This is a genomic window from Myxococcota bacterium, from assembly GCA_039030075.1.
Taxonomy (GTDB): Bacteria; Myxococcota_A; UBA9160; order UBA9160; family SMWR01; genus JAHEJV01.
Map to the genome: position 1 here is coordinate 13,000 of JBCCEW010000035.1, position 16,744 is coordinate 29,743.

Here is a 16,744-nt window from a genome sequence, read left to right on the forward strand (position 1 = left end):
CCACGCGTCGATGCCCGAGGTCGATTGGGGAGAGGCCGAGCGACGGCTCACCGATCGGGTGAGCGTGCTCGTGGGGAACCGCAGCGGCGGCTATCCCTCGGGCAACAGCGTGCTCGTGCGCGGGTCGAGCGAGACCATCGTGATCGATCCGTCCGTCGATGTCGTCGCGCGCGGAGGCGTACCGGCGTTGCGCGTCGACGCGGTGCTGAACAGCCACGCCCACGAGGACCACATGCCGGGCAACGGGCTGTTCCCCGATGCGCGGGTGCACATCCACGACGCCGACCTCCCGGGCGCCCAGAGCACCGAGGGCCTGATGGCGGTCTACGGCATTCGCGATGTCGGCGCGGCCCGCGCCTTCGAGCGCATGATCCTCGAGGAGTTCCACTTCACGCCGCGACCCGACGCCGAGGGATTCTCCGACGGGCACGTCTTCGAGCTCGGCGGCCTCGCCGTCGAGGCCGTGCACCTGCCGGGACATACCCGGGGCCACAGCGGCTTCCGGATCTCGGACGACGTCTTCTTCCTCTCGGACATCGACCTCACCGGCTTCGGCCCGTACTACGGCGACGCCTGGAGCGATCTCGAGGACTTCGAGGAGAGCCTCCGTCGGGTGCGCGACGAGGACGCGCGCTTCTACGTCACCTTCCACCAGAAGGGAATCATCGAAGGACGCGAAACCTTCGTCGAGATGCTGGACCGCTTCCACGCGGTGATCGATCGGCGCCACACCGAGATGCTCGGGTTCCTCTCGCAACCGCGAACCCTCGACGACATGGCGGACCGCCGCTTCGTCTACCGGCCCCACGTCGAGGCCCCGTTCGTGAGTTCGGTCGAGCGGCGGAGTGCCGAGCTCCACGTCGCGCGCATGCTCGCCCGCGGCGAGGCCCGCGACTGCGGAGACGGCCGCTTCCAGGCCGCCTAGACCCTCGGCCGCGACCCCGTCGGGCCGGGTGCCCCAGCGGGCCGCTTGACGTGCGCCCCGAGCCGGTTTATACAATTGGATAAATCAAAATCCGGGGCGCACGGCGCCACGCGAGGAGGACTCCCATGCGACTGGTGACCTTTCGGCAAGGCGGTACGCCCCGGCTCGGACGGCTCGAAGGCGAAGAGATCGTCGATCTCGCAGCGGCCGCTCCCCGCCTGCCCACCGAGATGATCGCGCTGCTCGAAGCCGGCTCCGCAGCCCTCGACGATGCGGGCCGTGCCGACGGGCCGCGCCTCGCGCTGGACGACGTGACCCTCGCGTCGCCCGTCCTGCGTCCGCCGAAGATCCTGGCGGTGGGGCTGAACTACGCCGACCACGTCGCCGAGACCGGGATGGAGACCCCGAAGCACCCGGTGATCTTCAACAAGCAGGCGACCTCGATCACCGGCCCCTTCGATCCTTTCCACCTGCCGCGCGCTTCCGAGTGCCTCGACTACGAGGGTGAGCTCGCGATCGTGATCGGGCGGCGCTGTCGCCACGTGCCGAAGAACCGCGCCCACGAGGTGATCGCGGGTTACTGCGTCGCGAACGACGTGTCGGTGCGCGATTGGCAGATCCGCGTTCCCACCATGACGATGGGGAAGTCCTTCGACACCCACTGTCCGCTGGGCCCGGCGCTGGTGACCGCCGACGAGATCGGCGGCACTCCGGCCGGACACGAGATCAAGACGACGGTGAACGGAGAAGTGCGCCAGCACTCGAACACCAAGGAACTCATCTACGACTGCTTCGACCTCGTCGAGCACCTGAGCACGGCCTTCACGCTGGAGCCCGGGGACGTCATCGTCACCGGCACGCCGGGCGGCGTCGGCGTGGCCATGAAGCCGCCGAAGTGGCTGGTCGCCGGCGACGTCGTGCGCATCGAGATCGAAGGCATCGGGACGATCGAGAACGCGGTGATCGAAGAGCCCGCGGACACCGTCGTCCTGTGAACGGGTCCTTGCCTTGCTGACCGCCCTCGGGCTCGGACTCGTCGCCCTCGTCGGTGCCTACCTGTGGGAGCGACGCCAGCGGGTGACCCACGCGATGCCCGGCGGCCTGCACCCGGACATCGCCCTGCCCTACGAGGCCGAGTTCGAGCTCTATCACAACGCGCTCTCGCTCTGTTCGAAGAAGGTCCGGCTGTGCCTCGCCGAGCTGGGGATCGCCTACCGCGGTCACCCGATCGACCTGATCGAGACCGGCGCCTACGAGAACATCGGGCGGCGCTTCCTGCGCGTGAACCCGGCCGGCATCTTGCCCGTGCTCGTGCACCGGGGGCACCCGATCTACGAGTCCCACGACATCCTGCGCTACGCGGCCGAGCACGCGCCGGCGGGAGCCGTACCGCTGGTTCCGAGCGATCCGCAGGAGCGACGCGCGATGGACCGCTGGGTCGACCGCGCCTCGCTCACCGGCGACGACCCGATCGCCGCCGCCGACCTCTCCGCGGGGAACGCCGTGCCGGGCCTCACCGTGCCGCTCTTCGCAGCGATGATCGACCAGATCCCGGTCTGGCGGATCGGCGAAGGCCTGCTCTTCCACCGGCTCAAGCTGCGTCCGCTGATCTTCCTGGTGTTGAAGGCGGCGGGACTCTCGTACTTCCATCGCCTGCCCCCCGTCACGGCGGTCCTCGGGCGCTGCGCCCACCACATGCAGCGGCACCTCGACGCCCTCGAGGACCAGCTGGCCGAGAGCGGCGGCCCCTGGATTCTCGGCGACGCCTTCACCCTCGCCGACGTGAGCTGGATCGTGATCTTCGAGCGTCTCGTCGAGGGCGACGCGCTCCACGTCTTTCTCGAATCGCGCCCGCGCTGCCGCGCGTACTGGGACCGGGTCCGGGAACGCAAGAGCTACGCCGAAGCGATCACCGAACACGGCCACCCGACGATCACTCGCGGCATCGCGCGCCTGCGCGCCGCGAAGGAAGCCGACCCGGTCCTGCGCGAGGCCCTCGAAGCACCCTGCCGCACTCCGCGCTAAGGCGCGCGTGACCGAATCGTCGATTGCGTTTCCCGGCGTCGTGGCGGACCCTGGTCGCCCAACGAGGAGGCGCCGATGGCCTGGGACTTCGAGACCGAACCGGAATTCCAACGCGAGCTCGAGTGGATGGATGCGTTCGTCCGCGACGAGGTCGAGCCCCTCGACCTGGTGCTCGGCGACCCCTACGACAAGAGCGACAAGCGCGCCCTCGCCCTCGTGAAGCCCCTGCAGGAGCACGTGAAGGAGCGCGGCTTGTGGGCCTGCCACCTCGGGGAGGAACTCGGCGGCCCGGGCTTCGGCCAGCTGAAGCTGGGGCTGATGAACGAGATCCTGGGTCGCTCCCTCTGGGCGCCGTCGGTGTTCGGCTGTCAGGCCCCCGACTCGGGAAACGCCGAGATCCTCGCCCACTACGGCAGCGACGAGCAGAAGAAGCGCTTCCTGCAACCGCTCCTCGACGGCGAGATCTCGTCCTGTTACTCGATGACCGAGCCCCACGCCGGCGCCGACCCGACCCTGTTCGTCACGCGCGCGGAGAAGGATGGCGATCACTGGGTGCTCAACGGCGAGAAGTGGTTCTCGTCCAACGCCCGCTACGCCAGCTTCCTGATCGTGATGGCCGTGTCGGACCCGGACGTCTCGCCCTACGAGGGCATGAGCATGTTCATCGTGCCGACGGACCTGCCCGGCGTGAACCTGGTGCGCAACGTCGGCGTCGGCACCGAACCCGAAGAGGAAGCCAGCCACGGCTACATGCGGTACGAGAACGTCCGGATCCCCGAGGACCACCTCCTCGGGAAGCCGGGTTCGGCGTTCGTGATCGCCCAGACCCGGCTCGGCGGCGGCCGCATCCACCACGCCATGCGCACGGTGGGACAGCTCCAGCGCGCCTTCGACATGATGTGTGAGCGCGCGCTCTCGCGAGAAGTCCGGGGCGGCAAGCTCGCGTCGCTCGGTGTCGTGCAGGAGCAGATCGCCGACAGCTGGATCGAGATCGAGCAGTTCAAGCTGCTCGTGCTGCGAACCGCCTGGATGATCGATCGCTACAAGGACTACAAGAAGGTGCGCAAGGACATCGCCGCGGTGAAGGTGGCGATGCCGAAGGTCTACCGCGAGGTCGCGCAGCGCGCGATGCACCTGCACGGCGCGCTCGGGGTCTCGAACGAGATGCCCTTCGCGCGCATGCTGATGTCCGCCGAAGTGATGGGCATCGCCGACGGCCCGACTGAGGTGCACAAGACGACGATCGCGCGTCAGGTGCTGCGGGATCACAAGGCCGTCGACGGGCTCTGGCCGAGCGCCCACCTGCCGACGCGCCGGGCCGCGGCGCGCGAGCGCTTCGCCGAGTTCCTCGAACGCGAGATCGGCAACCTCTAGAGGCCGCCTTACGTCAGCGCGGGCGGTGCTCGGTGCGCTCGCCCCAGGTGATGTGCAGGCTCTTGCCGGGCTCGTGGACGTCGAGGGTGTGCCAGACGCCTCTGGGCACGACGACGGTCTGCCCGGCGCGCAGGGGTACGCGCACCTCCTCGCCGTCGACCTCGACGAGCATGTCGCCCGCGCCGGCGAGCACGGCCACCACCTCGTCGCCCGCCGGGTGCACTTCCCAGCTGTCCCAGCTGCTCGAGAAAGGGAAGATCCCGACCATCCGCGGGCCGATCGCCTCGTTCTCGTGAATCGTCTCCCAGAAATCGGGGCCCACCGGCACCACGCGCACCTCGGAGCTCTGGGCGAGGCCGAGGTAGGTGGTCTCGAGATCCAGGGGTTCGATCTTCGTGGTCATCGCGGTTCTCCTAGGCGGCGCGTTTGCGCGCGGCGTTCAAGAGGTCGGCCCACCACAGGCCCATCATCGCATCGAAGGAGGCGGCGTCCATACCGTGGCGCGCCGGGTGGTCGGCGGCGATCGCGTCCCAGCCGCTGTGCACGACGGTGACCCGGCAACCCTCTCCGACCGCCTCGAAGGTCACGTCGACCTCGGTCGACTGATCCGGGCTGAAGTTCCGTGCTCGAAAGTCGAAGACGAGCCGCGTGGCCGGTTCCCAGACCCGGACGCGCCCGACCTCGAACGCGTCGTCGCCGTAGTCCTCGAGGAAGCGACCACCCACGCCGGGCTCGAAGCGCAGCGTGCCGCCGCGCTCGGGGTACCACCGGAAGCGCGGCCCGCCTTTCCACCAGAGGTCCACCTCCTCCGTGAACAATCGGAACGCGAGGTCCGGCGCCACGGCGAGCGTCGTGCTGACCTCGACGGCATCCGTCGACGCGCCGCTCACGAGCGGCTCCGCTTCTCGGCGTGTTCCTTGAAGGAGGCCAGCTGGTCGGTCCAGAACGACTCGACCTCGGAGAGCCACGCCTGCAGGTCGCGGAAGGGTTTCGGAAGGAGGCGGTAGACGCGACAGCGCGCGTCGTCAGGGCTGCGGTCCTCGGCCACGAGTCCGCCCTCCTTCAAGATGCGCAGGTGGCGACTGATGGCGGGTCCGCTCACGTCGAACTCCGCCACCAGCTCGCCTGCGCGGCGGGGACGCCGCTGCAGCAGCTCGACCACGCGACGGCGCGTCGGATCGGCCAGCGCCGCGAGGGTTTCGTCGAGCGCGGCCTGGCTCATGCGCCCTCGTAGGCCTTGCGGATCTCTTCGGGCGTCATCTCGCGCAAACGCGTACTGAAGATCCAGCGGTGTCCTTCCGGATCGACGACGCGGTACATGCGATCGCCGTGCGGTTGATCGGTCGGCTCCATCGCAATCGTGGCGCCCTGGGACTTCGCGTGGGCGCAGTGGGCGTCCACGTCGTCGACATCGATGTGCACCTGGCAGTGCACGCCATCCAGATCCTGGGGTGACTGCAACCCCAGCTCCGGATAGCAGGAAGCGAGCATCACCTGATTGCCAGCGAAGTCGAGCTGGGCGTGGCCGATCTTGCCGTCGCCCATCTCGAGGCGATAGGCCTCCTCGAAGCCGAGGGCCTTGCAGAGGAACTCGATCGCGGCGGGGGCGTCCTGGTACGTGAGGTAGGGGACGATGGTCTGGGGCGTGCGGACGGGGTTCTGGGCCATGGGGTCTCCTCTTCGCCGGGGGGCACGGGCCGTTTCTCTTTAATTAACTCTTTCGTTAAATAAAAACAAGCACGATCTCGACCGTGCCGGCGCGCGATAGACTGCGAGCGCGGAGGGATCGGCGTCCGGCCCTCCGCAGAGCGCGCCATCTCCCGAGGAACGAATCATGGGCCTTCGCGATTTCCTGAAGCCGCGCATCCAGGACTGGACGATGCGCTTCATGAACGACATGCGTCCCGAGACGGTGGCCGTCGCCAGCGGCGATGTCCTCGAGGTGGGCTTCGGCACCGGGCTCAACCTCGACCTCTACCCGCCGGACGTGAAGTCGGTGACGGGGGTCGATCCCCTCGTCACCGAGGGGCTGCCCGCGGTCGAGTCGCGCATCGCCGCCGCGCCCTTCCCGGTCGAGCGTCACCCGTTGGCGGCCGACGGCGGCCTGCCCTTCGACGCGGGACGCTTCGACTGCGTGATCACGACCTGGACGCTCTGCTCGATCCCCGATGCCCCGGCCGCGCTCACCGAGATGCGTCGCGTCCTGAAGCCCGGCGGTCGCTACGTCTTCATCGAGCACGGAACGGCGGAGAACCCGTCGACCGCGCGCTGGCAGAATCGCGTGAACCCGCTGTGGAAGCGCATGACCGACGGCTGCAACATCAATCGGCCGATCGATCGCATCGTCGAGGGCAGCGGCTTCGAGTTGAGCCGGCTCGACCGATTCCGCGCGAAGGGTCCCGGGATCCTCGCGCAGATGTACCGGGGCATCGCGACCAGGTCGTAGCCCGCGCGGGTTCAGGCCTCGTCCGGCTCCACGGTCACGCCCGGCGGCACGCTGCGCAGGTGGAGATCGCGCTGGGGGAAGGCGATCTCGATCCGGGCCGCGCGGAAGGCGCGGTCGATCGCCAGGTGCAGGGCGTGGAGGATCGGGATCCGGTGATCGATGTCCGGGCTGAAGACGCGTAGCTCGAGGTCGAGGCTGCTCTCGCCGAAGCCCTTGAAGACCACCTCGGGACGCGGCTCGGTGAGCACGTGTTCGTTCGCGACGGCGACGGCGTGGAGCTCGCGAATGGCCAGCTCGGTATCGGAGCCGTACGCGATGCCCACCGGGATGTCGACGCGCAGGATCGGGTCGCTGAGGGACCAGTTCACGAGCTGGGTGGTGACGAACTCCTTGTTCGGCACCACGAGCTCCTTGCGGTCGAAGCTGGTGATCCACGTCGCGCGGATCCGGATCTTGGTGACGGTCCCGCTGATGTTGCCGACGGTGACGGTGTCGCCCACGCGGATCGGACGCTCGAAGAGGATGATCAATCCGGAGATGAAGTTCGCGAAGATTTCCTGCAAGCCGAAGCCGAGGCCGAGGCCGACCGCCGCCACCAGCCACTGGACGTTCGACCAGCCCACGCCGATCGCGTTGAAGGCGAGCACGCCGCCGACGACGCTGAGGGCGTACTTCGCGATCGTGGCGTACGCATAGCGCTCGCCCGGCTGGGTCCCGAGCCGCCGGAAGATCGAAATTTCGAGCAGCCCCGGCAGGTTGCGCACCAACACCAGAGTCATGAACGCGATCAGGACGGCGAGCACGAGGCTCGCCACGGTGACCGGCACCACGCGGTCTTCGGTCTCGAAGATCCGCTTCCCATCCGGGTCCGTCGATTCGACGGTCACCGTCTCGGTCGTCGACCACAGCTCGACGCCATCCAGGACGCCGAACGCGGGCACGAGGTCGACCCACAGGAACCACAGCCCGAAGAACATCGTGACGACCGCGGACGTCGCGAGCAGTCGCCCCGTCTGGGCGTCGACTTCGGCCAGATCGAGCTGGGGTTCGGGAATCGCCACGCGTTCGCCGGTGAGCTCGGGCTCGGTCGCCTTCGCGCGCTCGGCCTCCTGGGCTTCGCGGAACTGACGGAACGCGATCCGGCGCCGCGCCAGGAGCGACCAGCGCAAGGAGAGCTGGAACGCGAAGAGCAGTAGCAGCAGGAAGAAGAGCGTGAGGTGGTAGCTGCCGGCCAGCTGGAGAGCGGTCCAGTAGTAGCCACGCACGGCGGCGACGATCAGCGCGATCGGCACGAGGACCGCGGCGAAGTGGAGGGCGCGCCACCAACCGTGCTCGGGCCGGATCCACGGCGTGGCCTTCAGAATCGCGCGCAGCCCGCCACCTTCGCGCAGCATCAGATGGGTGAAGCACGCCATCAACAGCAACAGCGCGACCAGCGCGATGCGACCGACCGACTCGCGCCAGGCGTCTTCGGCCCGCATCTCGAAGACCTGGATCACGAACACCAGGGGCACGGCCACCAGCGCGATCCAGCCGAGCCAGCGACGCAGCGCGCGCACGCTCGCCTCGGGCCAGCCGAAGTGGGCCACGGCCAACCCGTCGCTGCGCAGGAGCTGACGCGGCACCTCCAACGTCCCCCAGATCAGCGCCGCGCCCAGCAGACCGTGAGCGAAGCTGCGCACGTACTGGGTGGCGTCGGGGGAAGTGCTGAGACGCCAGCCGACGAACCCCAGCAGGAGGGGGATCCAGGGAGACGCGAGCAAGGAGAGGAACAGGGCTTCGAGACTGGGCCGGAACTCGACGCAGGTGGGCGGACGCGCCACCTCGGCCGCCGCCGCGAGCCGCGGCTTCACGCGTCGCCGCACGATCGGGTGAGCCAGCGCCAGGAGCAGCGCGAACAGCGCATTCCCGAACCACGCCTCGCGGCCGAAGGCGAACAGCGCGCGCACCAGCTGACCCCAGAAACGCGGCGTCACCAACCAGGCGATGCCATCGATGGCATCGCCGAACAGGCCCGGGTGCATCGAGCCCCCGCTCGGCACCCACAGGATGCGCTGATCGATGAAGCGCAAGAGCTCGGTCGTCTTGTCGATCAGCTCCTGCTGTCGCGCGTCGAAGTCGACCAGCTTCTGGAAGTAGTCCTCGTAGTCGCCGAGCAGCGCGCCGAGATGCTTGCGCTTCGTCTGCAAGAGGTCGCGCAGCACCGCCGCGAGACGCTCGCGCTCCGGCTCCGAGAGGGCTTCGCCGAAGCGCGCGAGGTTCGCCTCGACGATCCCGTCGATGTCTTTCAGCCCGGCGAGTTCTTCGCGCAGCTCGTCTTGCCGCGCCTCGACCTCCGAGATCTGGCCCTGGCGCATGCGGATGAAGCGCCGGTACTTGCCCACATCCGGCACTTCCGAGCGCGTCTTGCGCAGCAGGAGGCCCACCGAATCCGTCAGGCCACTCGACTCGACCTTGTAGGTCAGCCGCTGGAAGTCGGCCTCGACCGCGCTCACCCGTTGGTCGGCGCGCGTGAGCTTCCGCGAAACCGAGTCGATCTTCTGCAGCAGGCCCTGCTCGCCCGTGCGGCCCTGGGCGAGGTCGGCGTTTTCCTGTGCGAGCTGGCGCACCGCGTCCTGGACGGCCGGATCGAGGGAGGCGACGGCCTCGAGCGAGGCGAGCGCCTCTTCGGCATCGCGTGTGGCTTCGCCCTCGCGCTTCTCGATGAGCGCGCTGCGCAGCGCTTCGAGCGAGGCCTCGCCGCTCTTCGCCCGCAGCGTGGCGCGCGCCAGGCTCGCCTCGAGCCATTCTCCGCGTGCCTCATAGCCGAGCAGCTCGAACTCGTGGGCACGCACCTCGGCTTCGAGCGCCTGCTTTCGGAGCATCCCGACCTGCGTCTGCACCTCCGCGACGGCTTCGTCATCGGGGACGACCTGGGGTGCGGACTCGGCGAGGGCGGCGAGTCGCGCCTTCGCCTCCGCGAGCAGCTCGGGGAGCTGTCGTCGCCGCTCGGAGCGCCGATCTTGTTCGGCTTCGAGATCGGCCACCTCGCGCTGGGCGAGGGCCAGGTCCTGCTCGGCCGACAGCACTTCGACTTCGAGCTCGGCAGCCGTCGTGGACGACGCTGGCTCGGGTGTCGATCGGGCTTCGAGCGCGGCGATCTCCGCCTTGATCTCCGCCAGCCGCGTGGGCGCATTCTGATAGGCCCGCTCGAACTCGTCGCCGCGCGCTTGCCATTCGGCGAGACGCGTCCGCAGCCGATCCGCCTGCTTCTGCAGCGCCTCGAGCGACGCTTGCACGTCCTGCGCCTCGGCGTCGTCGCTGCCCGTCCCCGGGATCGCCACTTCCTGGGTGTGGGCCGGCGCCCCCGCGAAGAGTAGGCCGACCACGAGTGCGGCCGCGAAATGGAGGAGTCGATGGGCGATCACCGGGGCGCAGTGTATCCAAGCCCCGCGTCGCGCGGGTTGTGACCGGCGACGGCTTCCGCGAGCATCCGCTCGTGGCCCTTCCGTTCGCGATCGGCGCTTTGCTCGTGCTCCTGATCGGCCTGGGCGTCGTGGAGCGCGCGCGCCTGCACCGACACCGCTCTGCCCTCCCCGTCCGGATTCACGTGAACGGAACGCGGGGAAAGTCCTCGGTGGTGCGGCTGCTCGCGGCCGCCCTGCGCGCCGACGGCCGTCGCGTGTTCGCGAAGACGACCGGCTCGCTGCCGCGCCTGATCACTCCGGACGGCACCGAGCTTCCCGTGCATCGGCCGGGACTCACCAACGTGATCGAGCAGCTGCGCATCCTGGGACTCGCCGCACGCGAGAACGCCGACGTGCTGGTGATCGAGTGCATGGCGCTCCAGCCCGCGCTCCAGTCCCTGTGCGAGCTCGAGATCGTGCGCGCCACCCACGGCGTGATCTGCAACGCCTGGCCCGACCACCTCGATGTGATGGGCCCGACCGACCGCGATGTCGCCCTGGCACTCGCGGGCACGACGCCGGTGGGCGGTGTTCTGTTCAGCGCGGAACGCGAGCACCGCGCGCTCTTCGAGGCAGCCTGCCGCGATCGCGGCAGCGAGTTCGTCGGCATCGGAGACGCCGAGGTGAACACCCTCAGCGACGCCGAGATGGCCCGCTTCGACTACATCGAACACCGCGAGAACGTCGCGCTCACGTTGGCCGTGTGCGAGCAGCTCGGCGTCGATCGGGAAGTCGCGCTCGCGGGCATGGCCCAGGCGGAGCCCGATGTCGGTGCCCTGCGCGAAGCCGAGGTGCGGTTCTTCGGCCGGCGCCTCCAGTTCGTGAACGGCTTCGCGGCGAACGACCCGATCGCGACTGAACGCGTCTGGCGCCTGGCCCTCGCGCGGCATCCGGATCCCGACACGCGCGTCATGGTGCTCAACTGTCGCCTCGACCGACCCGACCGTTCGCGCCAGCTCGGCGAGGCGCTTCCCGCCTGGCCCCTTGCCGACCACTACTTCCTGGTCGGCTCGGGCACCTACGCGCTGGCACGCACGGCCGTCGGTGCCGGGCTCCCGGCGACTCGACTCACACCCCTCGAAGGCGAGGGCGCGGCCGACGTCTTCGAGGAGATCCTGGGGGTCGCAGGCCGGCACGCGCTGGTGGTCGGCGCCGGAAACATCGCGGGGATCGGGCTCGACCTCCACCGCTACTTCCAGCGGCGCGCCACCCTGACCGACGCGGAGCAGGCCGCATGAGCGAAGTCGAGATCGGCGTCATCGCGATCGGCCTCGTGGTCAGCCTGCTCTACTCGGAAGCGTTCGGCGTGGCGCCCGGCGGCATCATCGTCCCGGGCTATCTCGCGCTCTCGATCTTCGATCCGGTCCAGATCGGGCTGACCCTCGGCGTCGCGCTGCTGACCTTCTTCGCCGTGCGCGTCTGGGCGACCATCGCGATCGTCTACGGCCGGCGCCGCACCGTGCTCTCGATCCTGACGGGCTTTGCCATCGCCAGCCTGGTCCGGGGCGCGCTCGGGGTCGGAACGCCGGTGGGTCCCTTCGAGGTCGACGTCATCGGCTACGTGATCCCAGGCCTGCTCGCGATCTGGATGGATCGCCAGGGGGTCGTCGTCACCCTGGCCTCGGCCATCACCGCCAGCGTGTTCACCCGCTTGCTGGGCCTGCTAGTCCTCGGGGTGGCGTAGTGCAGCGGCTCTACTGGCGCCAAGCCCACGTCTCCCGCGTCGTACACGTCCTGGTCGCGGTGATCGCGGCCGGAGCGTTGTTCGCCGCCGAGCGATTCCAGCAGGTGCGCGTCGAGCCCGACTTCGAGATCAAGCGCGCGGCCGCCCAGCGGATGGAGCGCGGCATGGAGCTGCTGCGCAATCACCGCGTGCGCCGCGTCGCGCCGGTCGACGCCGCCCTCGACCCGACGGGCTCGGGCATGATCGGGGTCGCGAGCTCGTCCACCACGACGAACGCGGGATCCCTCGCCGCGAAGCGCACGACGGCCAACCCGAACTGGGCGGCGGCGATGATCGATCTGCTCCGACGCGCCGGCGTCGAACCCGGCGATGCGGTGGCGATCGGGGTGTCGGGATCGTTCCCCGCGCTCAACCTCGCCGCCTATGTCGCGGTCGAAGAGATGGGCCTCGAAGCCGTCGCCATCTCGAGCGCGGGGGCGTCGAGCTTCGGCGCGAATCTGCCGGGCCTGACCTGGCTCGACATGGAACGGCTCCTGGCCGCGGCCGAGATCACCCGCACCCGTTCGGTCGCCGCCTCGCTGGGCGGTACCCGCGACCAGGCCCTCGGCATGCAGGACCGCGGTCGACGCCAGCTGCGCGCGGCGATCGACCGCAACGACGTCGCCTTCATCGATGTCGACACCGAGCAGACGAGCATCGACCAGCGCATGGAGCTCTACGACACCCGCGCCGAGGGCCGTCGCTTCGCCGCCTACATCAACGTCGGCGGCTCGCTCGTCTCGATCGGCCCGAAGTCGGTGAAGCGCCTGTATCGGGCCGGGGTCAACCTGCGCCCCCATCCCCGCGGCACCCACATCGACAGCGTGATGATGCGCTTCCTGAACGACACGATTCCCGTCATCAACCTCTCGAAGGTCGTGCCGCTGGCCGAGAGCTACGGGCTGCCCGTCGAACCCGAGTCGGCGCCCCGGGTCGGCGAGGGCGCGGTCTTCGAGAAGCGCACCCACGACCGTCGCCTCGTCGGCGCACTGGTCGTCGGCCTGCTCGCGGCGAGCTTCGCCCTGCTGCGGCTCGACTGGGGCGCACGCCTGGTCGAGCTGGGCGGCGGCGGAGGGTCGAAGCTCGAGCGCATGGTGTAGCTTCCGCAGTTCCCCCGTCGCTTGGAGACTCCCTTGGCCGAACCGGGTTTTCGTCACGTCGTCTTGCTGCAGTTCCAGGAAGGCACCGACGGCGCCGCACGCGAAGCGATTCGCGCCGGCCTGGCCGCCCTGCCCGCCCAGATTCCCGAGCTGCGCGCCTATCACTTCGGCGACGATCTCGGCCTGGTCTCGGGCAACTTCGACTTCGGCATCGTCGCCGACTTCGACGACGAGGCGGCCTGGCGCACCTACGTCGATCACCCGAGCCATCAGGACGTGATCGCGCGCTGCATCAAACCCGTGCTGGCCCAGCGCTTCGCGGTGCAGTTCGCGCTGCGCTGACCCGTTGGCGGAGACGCCCCTGCGCATCGCGGACCGCTGGTTCGCACGAAGGAGCCACGGCGACGGCCTGACCCAGCTCTGGGAGCCCCACGCCCACCCGCTCCTGCGCTGCAACATCTGGCACCTGCGCGGCCGCGACGCCGACCTGCTCGTCGACACGGGGCTCGGGGTGACCTCCCTGCGCCGGGAGCTCCAGGACCTCGTCGACAAGCCGCTCGTCGCCGTCGCCACCCACATCCACTACGACCACGTCGGCAGCCTCCACGAATTCGGAACCCGCTGCGTGCACCGTGCCGAAGCCGCCCGCATGGCCGACTACCAGGAGTTCTGTGCGCTCGCGCGCTCCCAGTTCCCCGAGGAACTCCTCGATGGTCTGGCCGCGCTCGACATGCCCGTCGAGCTCCCCGCGCTGATCGACGCGCTGCCCCACGAGTCCTTCGACGTCGAGGGTTTTCGGACGGCGTCGGCTCCACCGACCCGCGAGCTCCAGGAGGGCGACGCCCTCGACCTGGGCGATCGACGCTTCGAGGTGTTGCATCTACCGGGCCACTCGCCCGGCAGCATCGGACTCTGGGAGGCCGACAGCGGCGTGCTCTTCTCGGGAGACGCCATCTACGATGGCCCGCTGCTCGACACGCTTCCCGATAGCGACATCGACGATTACGTGCGCACGATGGAACGGCTGCGGAGCTTGCCGGTGCAGGTCGTTCACGGCGGCCACGACCCGAGCTTCGGGCGAGAACGACTCGTCGAGCTCGCGAGTGCCTACCTCGCCTTCCGAGCCGGCGCGGACTAGACCCAGTCGGCGAGGGCCTGCTCGGTGGCCCCGACGTACCCGCCGCCGAATTTGATCGCGTGCACCGTGAGCGGTGCAAGCTGATGGAGGGACACGCGCTCCCGCGAGCCGGGCGCCAGAGGCGCTACCTCGTCGTACGCGCGATGAGCGGCTTCGCCGAAGCCACCGAACAGACGCATCATCGCGAGGTCGAACTCGCGGTGGCCGCCGTGGGCGGCGGGATCGATCAACCAGCTGTGCCCCGCGGTGTCGATCAGGCGGTTGCCACCCCAGAGGTCGCCGTGCAGTCGGGCCGGCGGCTCGTCGGGAACACCGAGGGTGTCGAGTCGCCCGGCGAGCGCCTCGAGAGCCCGGATCGCGCGACCCGGCAACGCATCGCCGTCCTTCGCGAGGCGTGCGAGAGGCAGCAAGCGCTGGCTCGCAAAGAACTCGGACCAACGCGCGCAGGGCTCGTTGGGCAGGCCGCGGCTCCCGGTGGTGCGGCGGTCTTCACGCCCGAAACAGGGCGCGCCGGCGCGGTGCAGCTCGGCCAGGGCGCGACCGAACGCGGCTTCGCCCCGGGGCTGCGGCGCGCCGACCTCGATCCACTCGAGGACGAGCAACGGGGGCGCCGTCGACACGGCGAGGACCTCGGGCACCGGCAGGGCCTCGGCCTCGTGCAGCCACGCGAGTCCACGCGCTTCGGTCTCGAAGAAGTCGGGAGCGGCACCCGCGCGCGTCTTCGCGAAGACCCGGGCCCCGTTCGCGAGGTCAGCGCGGTAGGCCTGGGCTACGTCGCCTCCCGACACGCCACCCAACTGCTCCACCCGGATCCCGAGCAGGCCTTCGATCTCGGCGGCGAGGTCCATCGCACTCCCTTCTCACGCGAGGGGCAGTGTGAACCAGCGACGCGGAGTCGGGTAGCCGTCGAACCCGGGCTTCGCGTAGGCTGCGGAGCGAAGCCCCAGGAGGAGAACCGACCATGTCCACCCGCTCCCTCGACACCGGCACCGAGACCGTACTGGCCTCGGTCTCCGACTCGGTTGCCACGCTGACCCTCAATCGGCCCGAGCGTCGCAACGCCCTCAACGGGGAGATGCTGCTCGGCATCGAGCGTGCCCTCGACGCCGCCGAGCGCGACCTCGACGTACGCGCGGTGGTGCTCACCGGCGCAGGCGGCGCCTTCTGCGCAGGCGGCGACGTGAAGGGCATGGACGCCCAGAATCGCGGCGACGAAGCGCGTCCCGGCGGCGGTATCGACGCCGCGATCCACGCGCAGCGCCTCAGCCAGCGAAACACCGCGGGCCGCCTCTACACCCTGCCGAAACCGGTGATCGCTTCGCTCCCGGGGCCGGCGGCGGGCGCCGGGCTTTCCCTGGCCCTGGCGTGCGACCTGCGTATCGCCTCGGAGCAGGCACTCTTGACCACGGCCTTCGCGAAAGTGGGCTTCAGCGGCGACTACGGCGGCACCTTCTTCATGACCCAGCTGATCGGCTCGGCGAAGGCCCGCGAGCTCTATTTCCTCTCGGACCGGCTCGACGCGAAGGAGGCGGAGCGCATCGGGCTCGTGCATCGGGTGGTGCCGGCCGACGCGCTCGAGGACCAGACCCGCGCGCTGGCCCGACGCCTCGCCGAGGGCCCGACGGTCGCGTATCGCTACATGAAGGAGAACCTCAACCGCGCGGTCGGCGGCGACGTGATGGAGTGTCTCGACCTCGAAGCGACTCACCACGTGCACACCGGCTTCACCGAGGACCACCGCAACGCCACCCGTGCCTTCGTGGAGAAGCGCACCCCCGAGTTCAAGGGCCGCTGACACGCCTTGCTGGGTCGCGCCCTTGCCGTGCTCGGCATCCTCGCCGGCTTCGCGCTGGTGATCCTGAGCGCCCCGCGTCTCTATCCCTACTTCGAGCCCGCGCGGCTGATCTACGGCGTGCACGGCATCGACGTGTCCCACCACCAGGGTCCCATCGACTGGCCCGCGGTCGTCGGGGGAGGCGTCGCCTTCGTGTACATGAAGGCGACCGAGGGCGGCGACTTCGTCGACCCGCGCTTCGCCGAGAACTGGGCCGGCGCCGCCGACGCGGGCGTGAAGCGCGGCGCCTACCACTTCTTCACCCAGTGCCGTTCGGGCGCAGCCCAGGCCGCGAACTTCATTCGCGTGGTTCCCCGCGACGCCAGCGCCCTGCGCCACGCCCTCGATGCGGAGCACATGGGACCCTGCCGGGAAGGCCCGGCCGTCGACGATGTCGTGGCCGAGATCGAGACGTTCCTCGACCAGGTGCAGGCGCACTACGGCCTGCGCCCGCTCGTCTACACGACGCGCGAGTTCCACCGCACCTATCTCCGAAACGCGCTCGACCGTGACGGCTTCTGGATTCGCAGCCTGGTGCGCCCCCCGAGCTTCCGAACCCAACACTGGGTCGTGTGGCAGTACCACAACTGGGGACGCCGCCCCGGCATCGAGGGACCCGTCGACCTCAACGTGCTGCGGTGTCCGCTCTGGAGCGACGACGTCCAGGGCGAGAACGGCTGGACCGTCCCCTTGCATTGCGCACCGCCGGGGGTCTTCTAACCCCCGGCGGTCG

Annotated in this window: 18 protein-coding genes; 12 read left to right on the forward strand and 6 right to left on the reverse strand. The window is 69.6% G+C overall.

The annotated features are described in order from the left end of the window. Nucleotides 1–10 precede the first annotated feature (10 nt). The 4 genes from AAF430_24440 to AAF430_24455 all read left to right on the forward strand — a co-directional run bounded on the left by AAF430_24440 (nt 11) and on the right by AAF430_24455 (nt 4,324). Entirely contained in the window at nt 11–925 is a 915-nt protein-coding gene (locus AAF430_24440; GenBank protein MEM7413403.1) for an MBL fold metallo-hydrolase, read from the forward strand. Between the two features lie 125 nt (nt 926–1,050). Continuing rightward, nucleotides 1,051–1,920 (forward strand): fumarylacetoacetate hydrolase family protein, encoded by an 870-nt coding sequence (locus tag AAF430_24445; GenBank protein MEM7413404.1) that lies wholly within the window; start codon nt 1,051–1,053, stop codon nt 1,918–1,920. A 13-nt stretch (nt 1,921–1,933) separates the two neighbouring features. Further along, the gene (locus AAF430_24450; GenBank protein ID MEM7413405.1) at nt 1,934–2,950 is read left to right on the forward strand and encodes a glutathione S-transferase family protein; all 1,017 of its coding nucleotides are present in this window, start codon (nt 1,934–1,936) and stop codon (nt 2,948–2,950) included. Between the two features lie 75 nt (nt 2,951–3,025). After that, nucleotides 3,026–4,324: an acyl-CoA dehydrogenase family protein gene (locus AAF430_24455; GenBank protein MEM7413406.1), complete on the forward strand. Its 1,299-nt coding sequence runs from the start codon at nt 3,026–3,028 to the stop codon at nt 4,322–4,324. Nucleotides 4,325–4,337: 13 nt separating this feature from the next. Here AAF430_24455 and AAF430_24460 read toward each other — a convergent pair whose 3' ends face one another. Genes AAF430_24460 through AAF430_24475 form a run of 4 tightly spaced genes read right to left on the reverse strand, consistent with a single transcriptional unit; the run spans nt 4,338 to nt 5,992 of the window. Next, nucleotides 4,338–4,727, reverse strand: coding sequence for a cupin domain-containing protein (locus tag AAF430_24460; GenBank protein ID MEM7413407.1), 390 nt, complete (start codon nt 4,725–4,727; stop codon nt 4,338–4,340). Between the two features lie 10 nt (nt 4,728–4,737). Continuing rightward, the gene (locus tag AAF430_24465) at nt 4,738–5,214 is read right to left on the reverse strand and encodes an SRPBCC domain-containing protein (GenBank protein ID MEM7413408.1); all 477 of its coding nucleotides are present in this window, start codon (nt 5,212–5,214) and stop codon (nt 4,738–4,740) included. Continuing rightward, complete coding sequence (locus AAF430_24470; GenBank protein MEM7413409.1) at nt 5,211–5,546, reverse strand: metalloregulator ArsR/SmtB family transcription factor; 336 nt, start codon at nt 5,544–5,546, stop codon at nt 5,211–5,213. The genes AAF430_24465 and AAF430_24470 overlap by 4 nt, the downstream gene beginning before the upstream one ends. Next, nucleotides 5,543–5,992: a VOC family protein gene (locus AAF430_24475; protein MEM7413410.1), complete on the reverse strand. Its 450-nt coding sequence runs from the start codon at nt 5,990–5,992 to the stop codon at nt 5,543–5,545. Before AAF430_24475 ends, AAF430_24470 begins: the two co-directional genes overlap by 4 nt. A gap of 166 nt (nt 5,993–6,158) precedes the next feature. On the opposite strand from AAF430_24475, the gene AAF430_24480 reads away from it, so the two are divergent. Continuing rightward, nucleotides 6,159–6,770, forward strand: coding sequence for a class I SAM-dependent methyltransferase (locus AAF430_24480; GenBank protein MEM7413411.1), 612 nt, complete (start codon nt 6,159–6,161; stop codon nt 6,768–6,770). Between the two features lie 11 nt (nt 6,771–6,781). On the opposite strand, the gene AAF430_24485 is transcribed toward AAF430_24480, so the two are convergent. Beyond that, complete coding sequence (locus tag AAF430_24485) at nt 6,782–10,177, reverse strand: mechanosensitive ion channel domain-containing protein (protein MEM7413412.1); 3,396 nt, start codon at nt 10,175–10,177, stop codon at nt 6,782–6,784. A 71-nt stretch (nt 10,178–10,248) separates the two neighbouring features. Between AAF430_24485 and pgsB the strand changes: the two genes are divergently transcribed. From pgsB to AAF430_24510, 5 genes are read left to right on the forward strand one after another with little or no spacing between them, the layout of a single operon-like run. Further along, nucleotides 10,249–11,454: a poly-gamma-glutamate synthase PgsB gene (pgsB, locus tag AAF430_24490; GenBank protein ID MEM7413413.1), complete on the forward strand. Its 1,206-nt coding sequence runs from the start codon at nt 10,249–10,251 to the stop codon at nt 11,452–11,454. Next, the gene (gene pgsC / locus AAF430_24495; protein MEM7413414.1) at nt 11,451–11,900 is read left to right on the forward strand and encodes a poly-gamma-glutamate biosynthesis protein PgsC; all 450 of its coding nucleotides are present in this window, start codon (nt 11,451–11,453) and stop codon (nt 11,898–11,900) included. Before pgsB ends, pgsC begins: the two co-directional genes overlap by 4 nt. Next, complete coding sequence (gene pgsW, locus AAF430_24500) at nt 11,900–13,039, forward strand: poly-gamma-glutamate system protein (GenBank protein MEM7413415.1); 1,140 nt, start codon at nt 11,900–11,902, stop codon at nt 13,037–13,039. Before pgsC ends, pgsW begins: the two co-directional genes overlap by 1 nt. 33 nt (nt 13,040–13,072) lie before the next feature. Then, nucleotides 13,073–13,381, forward strand: coding sequence for a Dabb family protein (locus tag AAF430_24505; GenBank protein MEM7413416.1), 309 nt, complete (start codon nt 13,073–13,075; stop codon nt 13,379–13,381). 4 nt (nt 13,382–13,385) lie between these two features. After that, nucleotides 13,386–14,177: an MBL fold metallo-hydrolase gene (locus AAF430_24510; GenBank protein ID MEM7413417.1), complete on the forward strand. Its 792-nt coding sequence runs from the start codon at nt 13,386–13,388 to the stop codon at nt 14,175–14,177. Here AAF430_24510 and AAF430_24515 read toward each other — a convergent pair. Next, on the reverse strand, nt 14,174–15,025 hold the full coding sequence (locus AAF430_24515) for a fructosamine kinase family protein (GenBank protein MEM7413418.1): 852 nt from the start codon (nt 15,023–15,025) through the stop codon (nt 14,174–14,176). The two genes, AAF430_24510 and AAF430_24515, sit on opposite strands and share 4 nt — an antisense overlap. Before the next feature lie 113 nt (nt 15,026–15,138). Here AAF430_24515 and AAF430_24520 point away from each other — a divergent pair, with 113 nt between their 5' ends. Beyond that, nucleotides 15,139–15,972 (forward strand): enoyl-CoA hydratase, encoded by an 834-nt coding sequence (locus AAF430_24520; GenBank protein MEM7413419.1) that lies wholly within the window; start codon nt 15,139–15,141, stop codon nt 15,970–15,972. 6 nt (nt 15,973–15,978) lie between these two features. Beyond that, nucleotides 15,979–16,731 carry a GH25 family lysozyme gene (locus AAF430_24525; GenBank protein ID MEM7413420.1) on the forward strand — a complete coding sequence of 251 codons (753 nt, stop codon included), beginning with the start codon at nt 15,979–15,981 and terminating at the stop codon, nt 16,729–16,731. Nucleotides 16,732–16,744 lie beyond the last annotated feature (13 nt).

Coding starts and splice junctions, on each gene's coding strand:
- AAF430_24440 (MEM7413403.1), top strand. CDS start 11: ATGCCCGAGGTCGATTGGGGAGAGGCCGAGCGACGGCTCACCGATCGG.
- AAF430_24445 (MEM7413404.1), top strand. CDS start 1,051: ATGCGACTGGTGACCTTTCGGCAAGGCGGTACGCCCCGGCTCGGACGG.
- AAF430_24455 (MEM7413406.1), top strand. CDS start 3,026: ATGGCCTGGGACTTCGAGACCGAACCGGAATTCCAACGCGAGCTCGAG.
- AAF430_24460 (MEM7413407.1), bottom strand. CDS start 4,727: ATGACCACGAAGATCGAACCCCTGGATCTCGAGACCACCTACCTCGGC.
- AAF430_24470 (MEM7413409.1), bottom strand. CDS start 5,546: ATGAGCCAGGCCGCGCTCGACGAAACCCTCGCGGCGCTGGCCGATCCG.
- AAF430_24475 (MEM7413410.1), bottom strand. CDS start 5,992: ATGGCCCAGAACCCCGTCCGCACGCCCCAGACCATCGTCCCCTACCTC.
- AAF430_24480 (MEM7413411.1), top strand. CDS start 6,159: ATGGGCCTTCGCGATTTCCTGAAGCCGCGCATCCAGGACTGGACGATG.
- pgsC (MEM7413414.1), top strand. CDS start 11,451: ATGAGCGAAGTCGAGATCGGCGTCATCGCGATCGGCCTCGTGGTCAGC.
- AAF430_24515 (MEM7413418.1), bottom strand. CDS start 15,025: ATGGACCTCGCCGCCGAGATCGAAGGCCTGCTCGGGATCCGGGTGGAG.
- AAF430_24520 (MEM7413419.1), top strand. CDS start 15,139: ATGTCCACCCGCTCCCTCGACACCGGCACCGAGACCGTACTGGCCTCG.